17 protein-coding genes are annotated in these 14,482 nt (G+C 56.7%); 16 read left to right on the forward strand and 1 reads right to left on the reverse strand.

Annotation, left to right across the window (positions count from 1 at the left end; translation table 11 throughout):
- Positions 1–380 (reverse strand): DUF6531 domain-containing protein (locus tag OGY09_RS15270; RefSeq protein ID WP_286590625.1); only part of this gene is annotated, 380 nt, incomplete at its 3' end.
- Between the two features lie 312 nt (positions 381–692).
- Between OGY09_RS15270 and eutS the strand changes: the two genes are divergently transcribed.
- The 16 genes from eutS (at position 693) to eutK (ending at position 14,451) form a co-directional block, all read left to right on the forward strand.
- Positions 693–1,028: an ethanolamine utilization microcompartment protein EutS gene (gene eutS / locus OGY09_RS15275; protein ID WP_032944172.1), complete on the forward strand. Its 336-nt coding sequence runs from the start codon at positions 693–695 to the stop codon at positions 1,026–1,028.
- Positions 1,029–1,040: 12 nt separating this feature from the next.
- Positions 1,041–1,520 carry an ethanolamine utilization acetate kinase EutP gene (gene eutP, locus OGY09_RS15280; protein WP_003037998.1) on the forward strand — a complete coding sequence of 160 codons (480 nt, stop codon included), beginning with the start codon at positions 1,041–1,043 and terminating at the stop codon, positions 1,518–1,520.
- Positions 1,498–2,196: an ethanolamine utilization acetate kinase EutQ gene (eutQ, locus tag OGY09_RS15285; RefSeq protein WP_032944171.1), complete on the forward strand. Its 699-nt coding sequence runs from the start codon at positions 1,498–1,500 to the stop codon at positions 2,194–2,196. Before eutP ends, eutQ begins: the two co-directional genes overlap by 23 nt.
- A gap of 9 nt (positions 2,197–2,205) precedes the next feature.
- Positions 2,206–3,009: an ethanolamine utilization cob(I)yrinic acid a,c-diamide adenosyltransferase EutT gene (gene eutT / locus OGY09_RS15290; protein WP_003835057.1), complete on the forward strand. Its 804-nt coding sequence runs from the start codon at positions 2,206–2,208 to the stop codon at positions 3,007–3,009.
- A complete protein-coding gene (gene pta / locus OGY09_RS15295) occupies positions 3,006–4,022 on the forward strand; it encodes a phosphate acetyltransferase (protein ID WP_032944169.1) in 1,017 nt (338 codons plus the stop codon). The genes eutT and pta overlap by 4 nt, the downstream gene beginning before the upstream one ends.
- 36 nt (positions 4,023–4,058) lie before the next feature.
- Positions 4,059–4,352, forward strand: coding sequence for an ethanolamine utilization microcompartment protein EutM (eutM, locus tag OGY09_RS15300; protein ID WP_003835054.1), 294 nt, complete (start codon positions 4,059–4,061; stop codon positions 4,350–4,352).
- A gap of 114 nt (positions 4,353–4,466) precedes the next feature.
- On the forward strand, positions 4,467–4,754 hold the full coding sequence (gene eutN, locus OGY09_RS15305) for an ethanolamine utilization microcompartment protein EutN (protein ID WP_003038011.1): 288 nt from the start codon (positions 4,467–4,469) through the stop codon (positions 4,752–4,754).
- An 11-nt stretch (positions 4,755–4,765) separates the two neighbouring features.
- Positions 4,766–6,169, forward strand: coding sequence for an aldehyde dehydrogenase family protein (locus tag OGY09_RS15310; protein WP_003835050.1), 1,404 nt, complete (start codon positions 4,766–4,768; stop codon positions 6,167–6,169).
- 12 nt (positions 6,170–6,181) lie between these two features.
- Positions 6,182–7,021: an ethanolamine utilization protein EutJ gene (gene eutJ, locus OGY09_RS15315; protein ID WP_008785421.1), complete on the forward strand. Its 840-nt coding sequence runs from the start codon at positions 6,182–6,184 to the stop codon at positions 7,019–7,021.
- Complete coding sequence (gene eutG / locus OGY09_RS15320; RefSeq protein WP_008785420.1) at positions 7,011–8,198, forward strand: ethanolamine utilization ethanol dehydrogenase EutG; 1,188 nt, start codon at positions 7,011–7,013, stop codon at positions 8,196–8,198. Before eutJ ends, eutG begins: the two co-directional genes overlap by 11 nt.
- A gap of 119 nt (positions 8,199–8,317) precedes the next feature.
- Positions 8,318–9,550 (forward strand): ethanolamine utilization protein EutH, encoded by a 1,233-nt coding sequence (eutH, locus tag OGY09_RS15325; protein WP_003835043.1) that lies wholly within the window; start codon positions 8,318–8,320, stop codon positions 9,548–9,550.
- Positions 9,547–10,950 carry an ethanolamine ammonia-lyase reactivating factor EutA gene (eutA, locus tag OGY09_RS15330; RefSeq protein ID WP_032944167.1) on the forward strand — a complete coding sequence of 468 codons (1,404 nt, stop codon included), beginning with the start codon at positions 9,547–9,549 and terminating at the stop codon, positions 10,948–10,950. The genes eutH and eutA overlap by 4 nt, the downstream gene beginning before the upstream one ends.
- Before the next feature lie 11 nt (positions 10,951–10,961).
- The gene (gene eutB / locus OGY09_RS15335) at positions 10,962–12,323 is read left to right on the forward strand and encodes an ethanolamine ammonia-lyase subunit alpha (protein ID WP_003038029.1); all 1,362 of its coding nucleotides are present in this window, start codon (positions 10,962–10,964) and stop codon (positions 12,321–12,323) included.
- 20 nt (positions 12,324–12,343) lie between these two features.
- On the forward strand, positions 12,344–13,240 hold the full coding sequence (eutC, locus tag OGY09_RS15340) for an ethanolamine ammonia-lyase subunit EutC (protein ID WP_008785418.1): 897 nt from the start codon (positions 12,344–12,346) through the stop codon (positions 13,238–13,240).
- Positions 13,241–13,249: 9 nt separating this feature from the next.
- The gene (gene eutL / locus OGY09_RS15345; protein WP_003838537.1) at positions 13,250–13,909 is read left to right on the forward strand and encodes an ethanolamine utilization microcompartment protein EutL; all 660 of its coding nucleotides are present in this window, start codon (positions 13,250–13,252) and stop codon (positions 13,907–13,909) included.
- Between the two features lie 11 nt (positions 13,910–13,920).
- Positions 13,921–14,451, forward strand: a complete 531-nt coding sequence (eutK, locus tag OGY09_RS15350) for an ethanolamine utilization microcompartment protein EutK (RefSeq protein ID WP_003835033.1) — start codon at positions 13,921–13,923, stop codon at positions 14,449–14,451.
- Positions 14,452–14,482: the final 31 nt, after the last annotated feature.

Raw genomic sequence — 14,482 nt, forward strand, 5'->3', positions numbered from 1 at the left:
AGGTGCTCAAAGTGAACGCTGCGCCCGCCGTTGTCGTTGAGAATCAGTTCCTCATCACGTATCTGTAAGCGGATATCGAAAGGTGCTTTCCAGCCGGGGCCGAAGATGCCGGCCGGTGCCGGGGTGCGAGTCCGGTAACTGCTGTAGGCGCGGGTGAGGACAAAGGGCAGCGGGCCGGGCAGGGCGAAATCGGTCTCACCGGGCAGGACCTTGGCGCCGAGGAGCGGGTTGACCGGGGAGCCGGAGGTGACGCCGCCGGGACACACCGAGCAGGCAACGCCGGTGGGGGCACCAATCATCACGCCCATGGCACCCTGGACAATCGGGCCGCCGAACTTCGTCATGTCGCCCGTCCGGGCTGCCGGTTTACCACCGCTCATCGCCAAATCCTTTTATTCTATCCATTGGTTTAAGCGGTAAAAGATAAATGTGTTGAAGGCATAAAATAAAGTCACCAAAGCTTCGGAATATAAAAATGAGAATATATTTAGATAAGAAAAATCAATGGGATGTGTTTATTCATTTGAGGGGCCATTAGAGATACAAGCCGAAAGTTAGCTGAGAGTACTCTCCTTACTTATTTCCCTTTCTTAGTGATCTACTTCACCTTTTAAACCTGGTTGCCGAATTTTGTTATTTACTCTGACAAAAAATTGCCACGATGAGGGCAGTTTTAGCGGAGGCGGTGAGCAATGGAAAAAGAACGCATTATTCAGGAATTTGTGCCGGGGAAACAGGTCACGCTGGCGCATCTCATTGCGCACCCCGGCGAAGAACTGGCGAAAAAGATCGGCGTTCCCGAAGCGGGTGCCATCGGCATCATGACGCTGACGCCAGGTGAAACCGCGATGATTGCCGGTGATTTAGCCATGAAGGCGGCAGATGTACATATCGGTTTTCTCGATAGATTCAGCGGCGCACTGGTGATCTACGGTTCGGTAGGCGCAGTAGAAGAAGCGTTATTACAGACGGTAAGAGGTCTGGGTCGATTATTAAATTTCACTTTGTGCAACCTGACAAAAAGTTAATCAGAGGCGGCGATGAAACGTATTGCATTTGTCGGTACGGTGGGGGCGGGGAAAACAACGCTCTTTAATGCGCTACAGGGGAATTATTCCCTCGCCAGAAAAACACAGGCCGTGGAGTTTAATGAAAATGGCGATATCGATACGCCAGGGGAATATTTTAGCCATCCGCGCTGGTATCACGCCTTAATTACCACGCTGCAGGATGTCGATACGTTGATTTATATACACGCGGCAAATGACAAAGAAAGTCGCTTACCTGCCGGGCTGTTGGATATCGGCGCCAGTAAACGACAAATCGCCGTTATCAGTAAAACGGACATGCCGGATGCCGACGTCGCCGCAACGCGACAACTACTTCGCGGGATGGGGTTTCAGGAGCCGATTTTTGAGCTCAATAGCCATGACCCGCGCAGCGTGCAGCACCTGGTGGATTATCTGACTGAGCTCAGCCAAAAGGAGGAAAGGGCAGGTGAAAAAACTCATCACAGCTAACGATATTCGTGCGGCCCACGCACGCGGCGAACAGGAAATGTCGGTTGTTCTGCGCGCCAGCATCATCACCCCGGAGGCGCGCGAAGTTGCGGAGCTGCTGGGCGTTACCATCAGTGAATGCGATGAATCCGCGCCAACTGCTGCTGTACCGGCGGCGGTTGATGATGGCAAAACGGAAAGCCAGCGCATTCGCGAAACCATCATTGCGCAGTTACCGGAAGGGCAGTTTACCGAAAGCCTGGTCGCCCAGCTGATGGACAAAGTTATGAAGGAGAAGCAGTCGCTGGAGCAGGGCGGAATGCAGCCGAGCTTTAACTCGGTAACCGGCAAAGGCGGCGTCAAAGTCATCGACGGTAGCAGCGTGAAGTTTGGTCGTTTTGACGGCGCGCAGCCGCACTGCGTGGGCTTAACCGATCTGGTGACCGACCAGGACGGTAGCAGCATGGCCGCCGGGTTTATGCAGTGGGATAACGCCTTTTTCCCATGGACGCTGAACTACGACGAAATCGACATGATTCTGGAAGGCGAGCTGCACGTTCGCCACGAAGGCGAAACCATGATTGCAAAAGCCGGGGACGTCATGTTTATCCCGAAAGGTTCCAGCATCGAATTTGGTACGCCATCGACGGTGAAGTTTCTGTATGTGGCCTGGCCTGCGAACTGGCAGTCCTGCTAAGGCGGATGTATGAAGGATTTCATTACCGAAGCATGGCTCAGAGCGAATCATACGCTCAGCGAAGGGGCTGAAATTCATCTCCCCGCTGACGCTCGCCTGACGCCGTCTGCCCGGGAATTACTGGAAAGCCGACATCTGCGTATTAAGTTTATCGACGAGCAGGGCAGCCTGTTTATTGATGACGAAGAACAGCAGCCGCAGCCGGTGCATGGATTAACCAGCAGCGATACGCATCCACAGGCCAGCTGCGAACTGTGCCATCAACCGGTGGCGAAGAAACCGGACACCCTGACGCATCTGACGGCGGACAAGATGGTCGCCAAAAGTGACCCTCGGCTGGGATTTCGCGCCGCGCTGGACAGCACCATCGCCCTGGCTGTGTGGTTGCAGATTGAGATGGCAGAACCGTGGCAGCCGTGGCTGGCGGATATCCGCTCGCGCCTGGGCAATATTATGCGCGCTGACGCCATGGATGAGCCGCTGGCAGCACAAGCTGTCGTGGGGTTAAGTGACGAAGATTTACACCGTCTTTCTCATCAACCGCTGCGCTATCTGGACCACGACCACCTGGTGCCTGAAGCCAGCCACGGACGTGATTGCGCGCTGCTTAATCTGCTGCGTACCAAAGTCCGTGAAACGGAGACGGTGGCGGCCCAGGTGTTCATCACTCGCAGTTTTGAGGTTATGCGACCGGACATTATGCAGGCGCTCAACCGCCTTTCCAGTACGGTCTACGTGATGATGATTCTGAGCGTTGCGAAGCATCCGCTGACGGTTAACCAAATTCAACAGCGACTGGGGGAGAAGCAATGATCATTGAACGTGCTCGTCAACTCGCCCAACGCTCACCGGCACGGGTGGTGTTCCCGGATGCTCTGGATGTCCGGGTGCTGAAGGCGGCGAATTACCTGCATCAGCACGGTCTGGCACATCCCATTCTCGTTGCCAGTCCGTTTGCGCTGCGCCAGTTTGCCCTCAGTCACCGGGTGGCAATGGATGGCATTCAGGTTATCGATCCGCAAAGCAATCAGCCAATGCGCGAAGAGTTTGCGCTGCGCTGGCTGGCCCGCGCGGGAGATAAAACGCCTGCGGATGCGCTGGAAAAACTCAACGATCCGCTGATGTTCGCCGCTGCAATGGTCAGCGCGGGTAAAGCTGACGTCTGTATTGCGGGCAATCTCTCATCAACAGCGAACGTGCTGCGTGCCGGATTACGCATTATCGGGCTACAGCCTGGTTGTAAAACGCTGTCGTCAATTTTCCTGATGCTGCCGCAGTACCTTGGTCCGTCATTAGGTTTTGCCGATTGCAGCGTCGTGCCGCAGCCCACCGCCGCACAGCTTGCGGATATTGCGATTGCCAGCGCGCAGACATGGCAGGCGATCACAGGTGAAGAGCCGCGCGTCGCTATGCTGTCGTTTTCAAGTAATGGCAGTGCTCGCCATCCTAACGTCGCTAACGTGCAGCAGGCGACCGAGATCGTTCGTGAGCGTGCCCCGCAGCTTACCGTGGACGGAGAACTGCAATTTGATGCCGCCTTTGTTCCGGATGTCGCAGCGCAAAAAGCGCCCGCCAGTCCGTTAAAGGGCAATGCCAATGTGATGGTCTTCCCATCGCTCGAGGCAGGCAATATTGGCTACAAAATCGCTCAGCGTCTGGGAGGGTATCGCGCAGTAGGTCCGTTGATTCAAGGGCTTGCCGCACCGCTTCATGATCTCTCTCGTGGCTGTAGCGTACAGGAAATTATCGAACTGGCGTTGGTGGCAGCAGTGCCGCGCCAGACTGACGTGAGTCGTGAAAACGCCTCACAAACACTGGTTGTTTAGGTCCCGTTCTGGACCCCTTAATGAGAGGAAAACACAATGGAAGCATTAGGAATGATTGAAACCCGGGGCCTGGTTGCACTGATTGAGGCTTCTGACGCAATGGTTAAAGCGGCACGGGTGAAACTGGTTGGCGTGAAGCAGATCGGTGGCGGTCTGGTCACTGCCATGGTCCGTGGCGACGTAGCGGCATGTAAAGCTGCAACGGACGCAGGTGCTGCGGCTGCACAGCGTATTGGTGAGCTGGTTTCAGTACACGTGATCCCACGTCCGCACGGCGATCTGGAAGAAGTGTTCCCGATCAGCTTTAAAGGCGACAGCAACGACATGTAAGTCGTCCATGTGACGCCACAGACTTCATTGCTGGCGTCACCCTCTCTCCTTTTCACATTACCTTCTGCGGAGGGTAGGGGGAGGTTTTACCTGAAATATGCCACGGAGGCGCGTATGAAACTGGCAATCGTTACAGGACAAATTGTTTGTACCGTACGCCATCAGGGGCTCGCGCACGACAAGTTGCTGATGGTGGAAATGATTGACGCCCAGGGAAATCCCGACGGGCAATGTGCTGTTGCTATCGACAGCATCGGGGCGGGAACCGGAGAGTGGGTGCTGCTGGTCAGCGGAAGCTCCGCCCGTCAGGCGCACCGGAATGAATCATCGCCTGTCGATCTGTGCGTGATTGGCATTGTCGATGAAGTGGTGGCAGGTGGTCAGGTGATCTTCCATAAATAAGGCAGAAAATCATGAATCAACAGGATATTGAACAGGTCGTGAAAGCGGTACTGCTGAAAATGAAAGACAGCAGCCAACCCGTCAGTGCCGTTCAAGAAATGGGCGTTTTTGCCTCCCTGGATGACGCAGTGGCGGCAGCAAAACTGGCCCAGCAGGGGTTGAAAAGCGTCGCCATGCGCCAACTGGCTATCACGGCTCTACGTGAGGCGGGCGAAAAGCACGCCAGAGAATTAGCGGAACTTGCCGTCACTGAAACCGGCATGGGACGCGTCGAAGATAAATTTGCCAAAAACGTGGCGCAGGCGCGCGGCACGCCGGGTGTGGAATGCCTGTCTCCACAGGTTCTGACCGGCGATAACGGTCTGACGCTGATTGAAAACGCACCGTGGGGCGTGGTGGCCTCGGTAACCCCATCCACCAACCCGGCCGCGACCGTCATTAACAACGCTATCAGCCTGATTGCCGCTGGTAACAGCGTGGTCTTCGCACCGCATCCGGCGGCGAAAAAAGTCTCTCAGCGCGCTATCACTCTGCTTAACCAGGCGGTGGTTGCTGCAGGCGGTCCGGCAAACCTGTTGGTGACGGTTGCCAACCCGGATATCGAGACTGCGCAGCGTCTGTTCAAGTACCCAGGTATCGGCCTGCTGGTGGTGACCGGTGGTGAAGCCGTAGTAGACGCCGCGCGTAAGCACACCAACAAACGTCTGATTGCCGCTGGTGCGGGTAATCCACCAGTGGTGGTTGATGAAACGGCTGACCTGGCACGCGCGGCGCAGTCGATAGTCAAAGGTGCATCGTTTGATAACAACATCATCTGCGCCGACGAAAAAGTGCTGATCGTGGTCGATAGCGTCGCTGATGAACTGATGCGTCTGATGGAAAGCCAGCATGCGGTGAAACTGACCGCGGCTCAGGCTGAACAGCTGCAGCCGGTGCTGCTGAAAAATATCGATGAGCGCGGTAAAGGCACAGTCAGTCGTGACTGGGTCGGGCGCGATGCCGGAAAAATCGCTGCGGCGATTGGTCTGAACGTACCGGAGCAAACCCGTCTGTTATTCGTCGAAACCTCCGCGACGCATCCGTTTGCCGTTACCGAACTGATGATGCCGGTGCTGCCGGTCGTGCGAGTTGCTAACGTCGATGAAGCCATTGAACTGGCGGTCAAGCTGGAAGGCGGCTGCCACCATACGGCGGCGATGCACTCACGCAATATCGAAAATATGAACCGTATGGCAAACGCCATTGATACCAGCATCTTCGTTAAGAACGGACCGTGTATTGCCGGTCTTGGACTGGGCGGTGAAGGCTGGACCACGATGACTATTACCACACCAACCGGGGAAGGGGTGACCAGTGCGCGTACGTTTGTGCGTCTGCGTCGCTGTGTGTTGGTAGACGCCTTCAGAATTGTATAAGGAGTAAATGAGATGGCGCACGACGAACAACGTTGGTTGACACCCAGACTGCTAAAAGCGGCAACGCTATGTAACCAGACGCCTGTAAAGAGCGATTCACCGCTGTGGTTGGGCATTGATTTGGGAACGTGTGATGTGGTGTCGATGGTTGTGGACAGTGACGGACAGCCGGTCGCGGTTTGCCTGGACTGGGCCGATGTCGTGCGCGATGGCATCGTCTGGGATTTCTTTGGTGCGGTGACCATCGTTCGTCGCCATCTCGATACGCTCGAACAACAACTGGGTTGCCGTTTTACCCATGCGGCAACCTCGTTTCCACCGGGAACTGACCCACGCATCTCTATTAACGTGCTGGAGTCTGCCGGGCTTGAAGTGAGCCATGTCCTCGACGAACCAACCGCGGTGGCGGATCTGTTGCAGCTTGATAACGCCGGCGTGGTGGATATTGGTGGTGGCACTACCGGGATTGCGATTGTTAAACAGGGCAAAGTGACTTACTCCGCTGATGAAGCGACCGGCGGGCACCATATATCTCTGACGCTGGCCGGGAACCGTCGTATCCAGTTGGAGGAAGCCGAGCAGTACAAGCGCAGCAATGGCAAAGAAATCTGGCCGGTGGTGAAGCCTGTCTACGAAAAGATGGCGGAAATCGTGGCGCACCATATTGCCGGACAGGGTGTCGCTGATTTGTGGCTGGCGGGTGGCTCCTGTATGCAGCCAGGCGTTGATGAACTGTTCCGTAAGCGTTTCCCGGAACTGCAGGTGCATTTACCCCAGCACAGCCTGTTTATGACTCCGCTGGCGATTGCAAACAGCGGAAAAGAAAAAGCGGAAGGAATCTATGCAAGCTGAATTGCAGACCGCGCTCTTTCAGGCATTCGATACCCTGAATCTGCAACGCGTTAAAACGTTTAGCGTTCCACCGGTCACCCTTTGCGGATTGGGAGCGCTCAGTACCTGCGGTCAGGAAGCACAAACGCGCGGACTGACGCACATGTTCGTCATGGTAGACAGCTTTCTGCATCAGGCTGGGATGACCGCGGCACTGGAGCGCAGCCTGGCGATGAAAGGTGTGGCGATGACGCTGTGGCCGTGCCCGGTGGGCGAACCGTGCATTACGGACGTCTGCGCGGCAGTCGCGCAACTGCGTGAATCGAAGTGCGACGGTGTCGTGGCTTTCGGCGGCGGTTCCGTGCTGGATGCCGCCAAGGCAGTGGCGTTGCTGGTGACCAATCCTACTCAGACGCTGGCTGACATGGACGAGCGCAGCGTGTTACGCCCGCGTCTGCCGCTGATTGCCGTACCGACTACCGCCGGAACGGGCTCAGAAACCACGAACGTCACGGTGATTATCGACGCCGCGACCGGACTCAAAAAAGTGCTGGCCCACGCAACCCTGATGCCGGATGTGGCGATCCTTGACGCCGCATTGACGGAAGGCGTGCCTGCACACGTAACGGCGATGACCGGGATTGATGCACTGACGCACGCCGTTGAAGCGTATAGCGCACTGAACGCGACGCCGTTTACCGACAGCCTGGCGATTGGTGCGATAGCGATGATCGGTAAATCGCTGCCGAAGGCCGTCGGCTACGGTCAGGATCTGGCGGCGCGCGAAAGCATGCTGCTGGCTTCCTGTATGGCCGGGATGGCGTTTTCCAGCGCTGGGCTTGGCCTGTGCCATGCGATGGCGCACCAGCCGGGAGCGACGTTGCACATTCCACACGGACAGGCTAACGCCATGCTGCTTCCCACGGTAATGGGGTTCAACCGCATGGTGTGTCGTGAGCGCTTTAGCCATATCGGACGCGCGTTAACCAACAAGAAATCGGACGATCGTGATGCTATCAACGCGGTCAGCGAGTTGATTAGCGAAGTGGGCCAGACCAAACGACTCTCTGACGTTGGGGCAAAGCCCGAGCAGTACAGCGCATGGGCTCACGCCGCGCTGGAGGATATTTGTATTCGCAGTAACCCACGCACCGCCACGCAGGCACAGATCATCGACCTGTACGCGGCTGCCGGGTAATGCCTGTAGGCCGGATAAGGTGCTCGCACCGCCATCCGGCAATAACACGGCGTTAATGCCGGAGGCGACGTAAACGTCTTATCCGGCCTACAAATCACAAATGACAGGGAGTAGGGGCTATGGGAATTAACGAAATCATCATGTACATCATGATGTTCTTTATGCTGATTGCCGCCGTGGACAGGATCCTGTCGCAGTTCGGCGGTTCGGCACGCTTCCTCGGTAAGTTCGGTAAGAGTATTGAGGGATCGGGCGGCCAGTTTGAAGAAGGTTTTATGGCGATGGGCGCGCTGGGTCTGGCGATGGTTGGTATGACCGCGCTGGCACCGGTTCTGGCGCATGTGCTCGGGCCAGTGATTATTCCGCTGTATGAAATGCTGGGCGCGAACCCGTCGATGTTTGCCGGAACGCTGCTGGCGTGCGATATGGGCGGCTTCTTCCTGGCGAAAGAACTGGCGGGCGGCGACGTTGCGGCGTGGCTGTACTCTGGCCTGATCCTCGGGGCGATGATGGGGCCGACGCTGGTCTTCTCCATTCCGGTTGCGCTGGGGATTATTGAACCGTCTGACCGTCGTTATCTGGCGCTGGGCGTGCTGGCGGGTATTGTCACCATTCCGATTGGTTGTATTGCGGGCGGTTTGATTGCGATGTACTCCGGCGTCGAAATCAACGGACAGCCGGTGGAGTTCACCTTCGCGCTGATCCTGATGAATATGATCCCGGTGCTGATCGTGGCTGTGCTGGTGGCGCTGGGACTGAAATTCATCCCGGAAAAAATGATCAACGGCTTCCAGATCTTCGCGAAATTCCTGGTGGCGCTGATCACCATCGGCCTGGCAGCAGCGGTGGTCAAATTCCTGCTCGGCTGGGAGCTGATCCCAGGTCTTGATCCTATCTTCATGGCTCCGGGCGACAAGCCGGGTGAAGTGATGCGCGCCATCGAAGTTATCGGTTCTATTTCCTGCGTACTGCTCGGTGCGTACCCAATGGTACTGCTGCTGACCCGCTGGTTTGAAAAACCGCTGATGAGCGTCGGTAACCTGTTAAAAATCAATAATATTGCGGCTGCCGGTATGGTTGCGACGCTGGCGAACAACATCCCAATGTTCGGCATGATGAAGAATATGGATACCCGCGGCAAAGTGATCAACTGCGCCTTCGCGGTCTCCGCGGCCTTTGCACTGGGTGACCACTTAGGCTTCGCCGCTGCCAACATGAACGCGATGATCTTCCCGATGATTGTCGGCAAGTTGATTGGCGGCGTGACGGCGATTGGTGTGGCTATGCTGTTGGTACCGAAAGATGAAGATGTGCCAGCAGAAGTAGAAACCAACCCGGAGGCGCAATCGTGAATACTCGCCAGCTACTGAGCGTCGGTATCGATATCGGCACCACTACCACTCAGGTGATTTTCTCGCGCCTTGAGTTAGTCAACCGTGCGGCAGTGTCGCAGGTGCCGCGCTACGAATTCATCAAACGCGAAATTAGCTGGCAAAGCCCGGTGTTCTTTACCCCCGTTGATAAGCAGGGCGGGTTGAAAGAGGCCGAACTTAAGGCGCTGATCCTCGCCCAGTATCAGGCGGCGGGTATTGCACCTGAGACTGTCGATTCCGGCGCGATCATCATCACCGGAGAAAGTGCCAAAACCCGTAATGCGCGTCCGGCGGTGATGGCGCTCTCTCAGTCGCTGGGGGATTTTGTGGTGGCCAGCGCCGGACCGCATCTGGAATCGGTGATTGCCGGTCACGGTGCGGGGGCACAAACCCTGTCCGAGCAGAAGTTGTGCCGCGTACTGAATATCGACATCGGTGGCGGTACGTCGAACTACGTTCTGTTTGATGCTGGAAAGGTCAGCGGTTCGGCTTGCCTCAACGTCGGCGGGCGACTGCTGGAAACGGACGGCCAGGGGCGAGTAGTACATGCGCATCAGCCGGGGCAGATGATTGTTGATGACGTATTTGGTCCGGGCACCGACGTCCGAACCCTCAATGCGGCGCAGCTTGTTCAGGTAGCACGACGGATGGCGGCGCTGATTGTGGAGGTGATTGATGGCACGTTATCACCGCTGGCGCAGGCGCTGATGCAAACCGGCCTGTTACCGGCGGGCGTGAAACCGGAAGTGATTACGTTGTCCGGCGGGGTGGGCGAGTGCTACCGCAACCAACCAGCCGATCCGTTCTGTTTTTCCGACATTGGCCCGCTGTTAGCGACTGCGCTGCATGAACATCCGCGCCTGCGTGATATGAACGTGCAGTTCCCGGCGCAAACCGTGCGCGCCACGGTGATTGGCGCCGGTGCGCATACGCTGTCGCTTTCGGGCAGCACCATCTGGCTGGAAGGTGTGGCGCTTCCGCTGCGCAATCTGCCGGTGGCGATTCCGGTTGATGAGGCTGATTTGGTGGCCGCCTGGCAACAGGCGCTAATGCAGCTCGATCTGGACCCGCAAACGGACGCCTACGTGCTGGCGCTGCCCGGTTCGCTGCCGGTGCGCTACGCCGCGCTGTTAACGGTGATTGATGCGCTGCTGGCCTTTGTCGCGCGCTATCCGAATCCGCATCCCCTGCTGGTGGTAGCCGAGCAGGATTTTGGTAAGGCCCTGGGCATGCTGTTACGCCCACAGTTACAGCAACACCCGCTGGCAGTCATCGATGAGGTGGTTGTCCGGGCGGGGGACTATATCGACATTGGTACGCCTCTTTTTGGCGGATCGGTTGTGCCGGTGACGGTGAAATCACTCGCATTTCCTTCCTGAGGGAACGACTTATGAAACTAAAGACCACATTGTTCGGCAATGTTTATCAGTTTAAGGATGTTAAAGAGGTGCTGGCAAAAGCCAACGAACTGCGTTCGGGGGATGTGCTGGCAGGAGTGGCCGCAACCAGTTCGCAGGAGCGCGTGGCGGCCAAGCAGGTACTGTCGGAAATGACGGTGGCGGATATCCGCAATAACCCGGTGATTTCCTATGAAGAGGACTGTGTTACTCGTCTGATTCAGGATGACGTCAACGAGACGGCCTATAACCGTATCAAAAACTGGAGTATCAGCGAGCTGCGCGAGTACGTGCTGAGCGATGAAACCTCCGTTGATGACATTGCGTTTACGCGCAAAGGGTTAACGTCGGAAGTGGTCGCTGCGGTAGCAAAAATCTGCTCTAACGCGGACCTGATCTACGGCGGTAAGAAAATGCCGGTGATCAAAAAGGCCAATACCACCATCGGTCTGCCGGGCACCTTCAGCTGCCGTTTGCAGCCGAACGACACCCGTGATGACGTGCAGAGTATTGCCGCACAAATCTACGAAGGGCTGTCCTTCGGGGCGGGCGATGCGGTGATCGGCGTAAACCCGGTAACGGATGACGTGGAAAACTTAAGCCGCGTACTGGATACCGTGTACGGCGTTATCGACAAATTCAACATCCCGACCCAGGGCTGCGTACTGGCACACGTGACTACCCAGATCGAAGCGATTCGTCGCGGCGCGCCGGGCGGGCTGATTTTCCAGAGTATCTGCGGTAGCGAAAAAGGCTTAAAAGAGTTTGGCGTTGAGTTGGCCATGCTGGATGAAGCGCGCGCAGTGGGCGCTGAGTTCAACCGTATCGCCGGGGAAAACTGCCTGTACTTCGAAACCGGGCAAGGGTCTGCGCTCTCCGCGGGGGCCAACTTCGGCGCCGATCAGGTGACGATGGAAGCGCGTAACTACGGGCTGGCACGCCACTATGATCCGTTCCTGGTGAACACCGTGGTGGGCTTTATCGGGCCGGAGTATCTCTACAACGACCGTCAGATTATTCGCGCGGGTCTGGAAGATCACTTTATGGGCAAGCTGAGCGGCATCTCAATGGGCTGCGACTGCTGCTACACCAACCATGCTGATGCTGACCAGAACCTTAACGAAAACCTGATGATTCTGCTCGCCACCGCTGGCTGCAACTACATCATGGGCATGCCGCTCGGTGACGACATCATGCTCAACTATCAGACCACCGCCTTCCATGACACCGCGACCGTGCGTCAGCTGCTGAACCTGCGTCCGTCGCCGGAGTTTGAACGCTGGCTGGAAACCATGGGCATTATGGCAAACGGTCGCCTGACCAAACGGGCGGGCGATCCGTCACTGTTCTTCTGATGACGCGGGGATGACACACGATGGATCAAAAACAGATTGAAGAAATTGTACGCAGCGTAATGGCGTCAATGGGTGAGTCTCAACCGCAGGCTCAAGAACCGTCAGCGCCAGCAAAATGCAGCACCACGCAGTGCGCCGCGCCGACCGGTGAAAGCTGCGCGATGGACTTAGGCTCAGCCGAAGCCAAAGCATGGATTGGCGTTGAGAATCCGCACCGTGCAGAGGTGTTGACTGAACTTCGCCGTAGCACCGCTGCGCGTGTATGTACCGGTCGTGCCGGTCCTCGTCCGCGTACCCAGGCGCTGCTGCGTTTCCTGGCTGACCACTCGCGTTCGAAAGATACGGTATTGAAAGAAGTGCCGGAAGAGTGGGTAAAAGCCCAGGGGCTGCTGGAAGTGCGCTCGGAAATCAGCGACAAAAACCTGTATCTGACGCGTCCGGATATGGGGCGTCGTCTGAGTGCGGAAGCCATTGAAGCACTGAAATCACAGTGTGTAATGAATCCGGATGTGCAGGTGATTATTTCTGATGGCCTGTCTACCGACGCGATTACCGCTAACTATGAAGAGATCCTGCCGCCGCTGTTGTCGGGCTTAAAACAGGCCGGATTGAAGGTCGGGACGCCGTTCTTTGTTCGCTATGGGCGCGTGAAAATCGAAGATCAGATCGGCGAACTGCTGGGTGCAAAAGCGGTGATCCTGCTGGTTGGTGAACGTCCGGGCCTCGGCCAGTCGGAAAGTCTTTCTTGCTATGCCGTCTATTCGCCGCGTGTGGCGACCACCGTTGAGGCTGATCGTACCTGTATCTCGAACATTCACCAGGGCGGTACGCCACCGGTTGAAGCGGCGGCGGTGATTGTGGATTTGGCCAAGCGCATGCTGGAGCAAAAAGCATCCGGCATCAATATGACCCGTTAAGGAGGCATCATGCCAGCATTAGATTTAATTAGACCTTCAGTCACCGCAATGCGTGTGATTGCCTCGGTAAATGACGGTTTTGCCCGCGAACTTAAATTACCGCCACATATACGTAGCCTCGGACTCATCACAGCAGATTCTGATGACGTGGCGTATATTGCCGCAGATGAAGCGACAAAACAGGCAATGGTCGAAGTGGTTTATGGCCGCTCGCTGTATGCCGGTGCGGCGCACAGTCCCTCTCCAACATCGGGCGAAGTGCTGATTATGCTCGGTGGACCAAACCCGGCCGAAGTTCGCGCGGGTCTGGACGCGATGGTGGCCAATATTGAAAGCGGGGCGGCATTCCAGTGGGCGAATGACGCAGAAGATACCGCCTTCCTGGCGCATGTGGTTTCGCGTACCGGTTCGTATCTCTCCGCAACCGCGGGATGCCGACTGGGCGATCCGATGGCGTATCTGGTAGCACCACCGCTGGAAGCGACATTTGGTATTGATGCCGCGCTGAAATCTGCCGATGTACAACTGGTGACCTATGTACCACCGCCGTCAGAAACCAACTATTCAGCCGCGTTTTTGACCGGTAGCCAGGCCGCTTGTAAAGCCGCATGCAACGCCTTTGCCGATGCCGTTCTGGATATTGCCCGTAATCCAATCCAGCGCGCGTAAGAGAGGTAGTGATGATCAATGCACTGGGATTACTGGAAGTGGATGGCATGGTGGCTGCCGTGGACGCGGCCGATGCCATGCTGAAAGCCGCGAACGTGCGTCTGCTTAGCCACGAAGTGCTCGATCCTGGTCGACTGACGCTGGTGGTGGAAGGCGATCTGGCGGCATGCCGCGCAGCGCTGGATGCTGGCAGTGCAGCCGCAGCGCGTACGGGCCGTGTTATCAGCCGTAAGGAAATAGGCCGGCCGGACGATGACACCCAGTGGCTGATCGGCGGTTTTAAACGCCAGCCGAAGAAACCTGAACAGAAGCCAGAAGCGAAAACAGAAGTGAAACCAGAGAAGACACAGGACGCCCCAGTGACGTCTGAATCCTCTGCCCAACTTCTGACGCTGTTAGCATCGGTCCGTCAAGGAATGACGGCAGGGGAAGTGGCGGCCCACTTTGGCTGGTCACTTGATGAAGCCAGAAATGCGCTGGAACAGCTCTTTTCTGATGGAGCGTTGCGTAAACGCAGTAGTCGCTACCGCTTAAAAAATTAACCTGTCGGAGGGCCGGGGGCTTCGTTGAAGC

The organism is Citrobacter sp. Cpo071, assembly GCF_030332765.1.
In the GTDB taxonomy this organism is placed as follows: domain Bacteria; phylum Pseudomonadota; class Gammaproteobacteria; order Enterobacterales; family Enterobacteriaceae; genus Citrobacter; species Citrobacter portucalensis.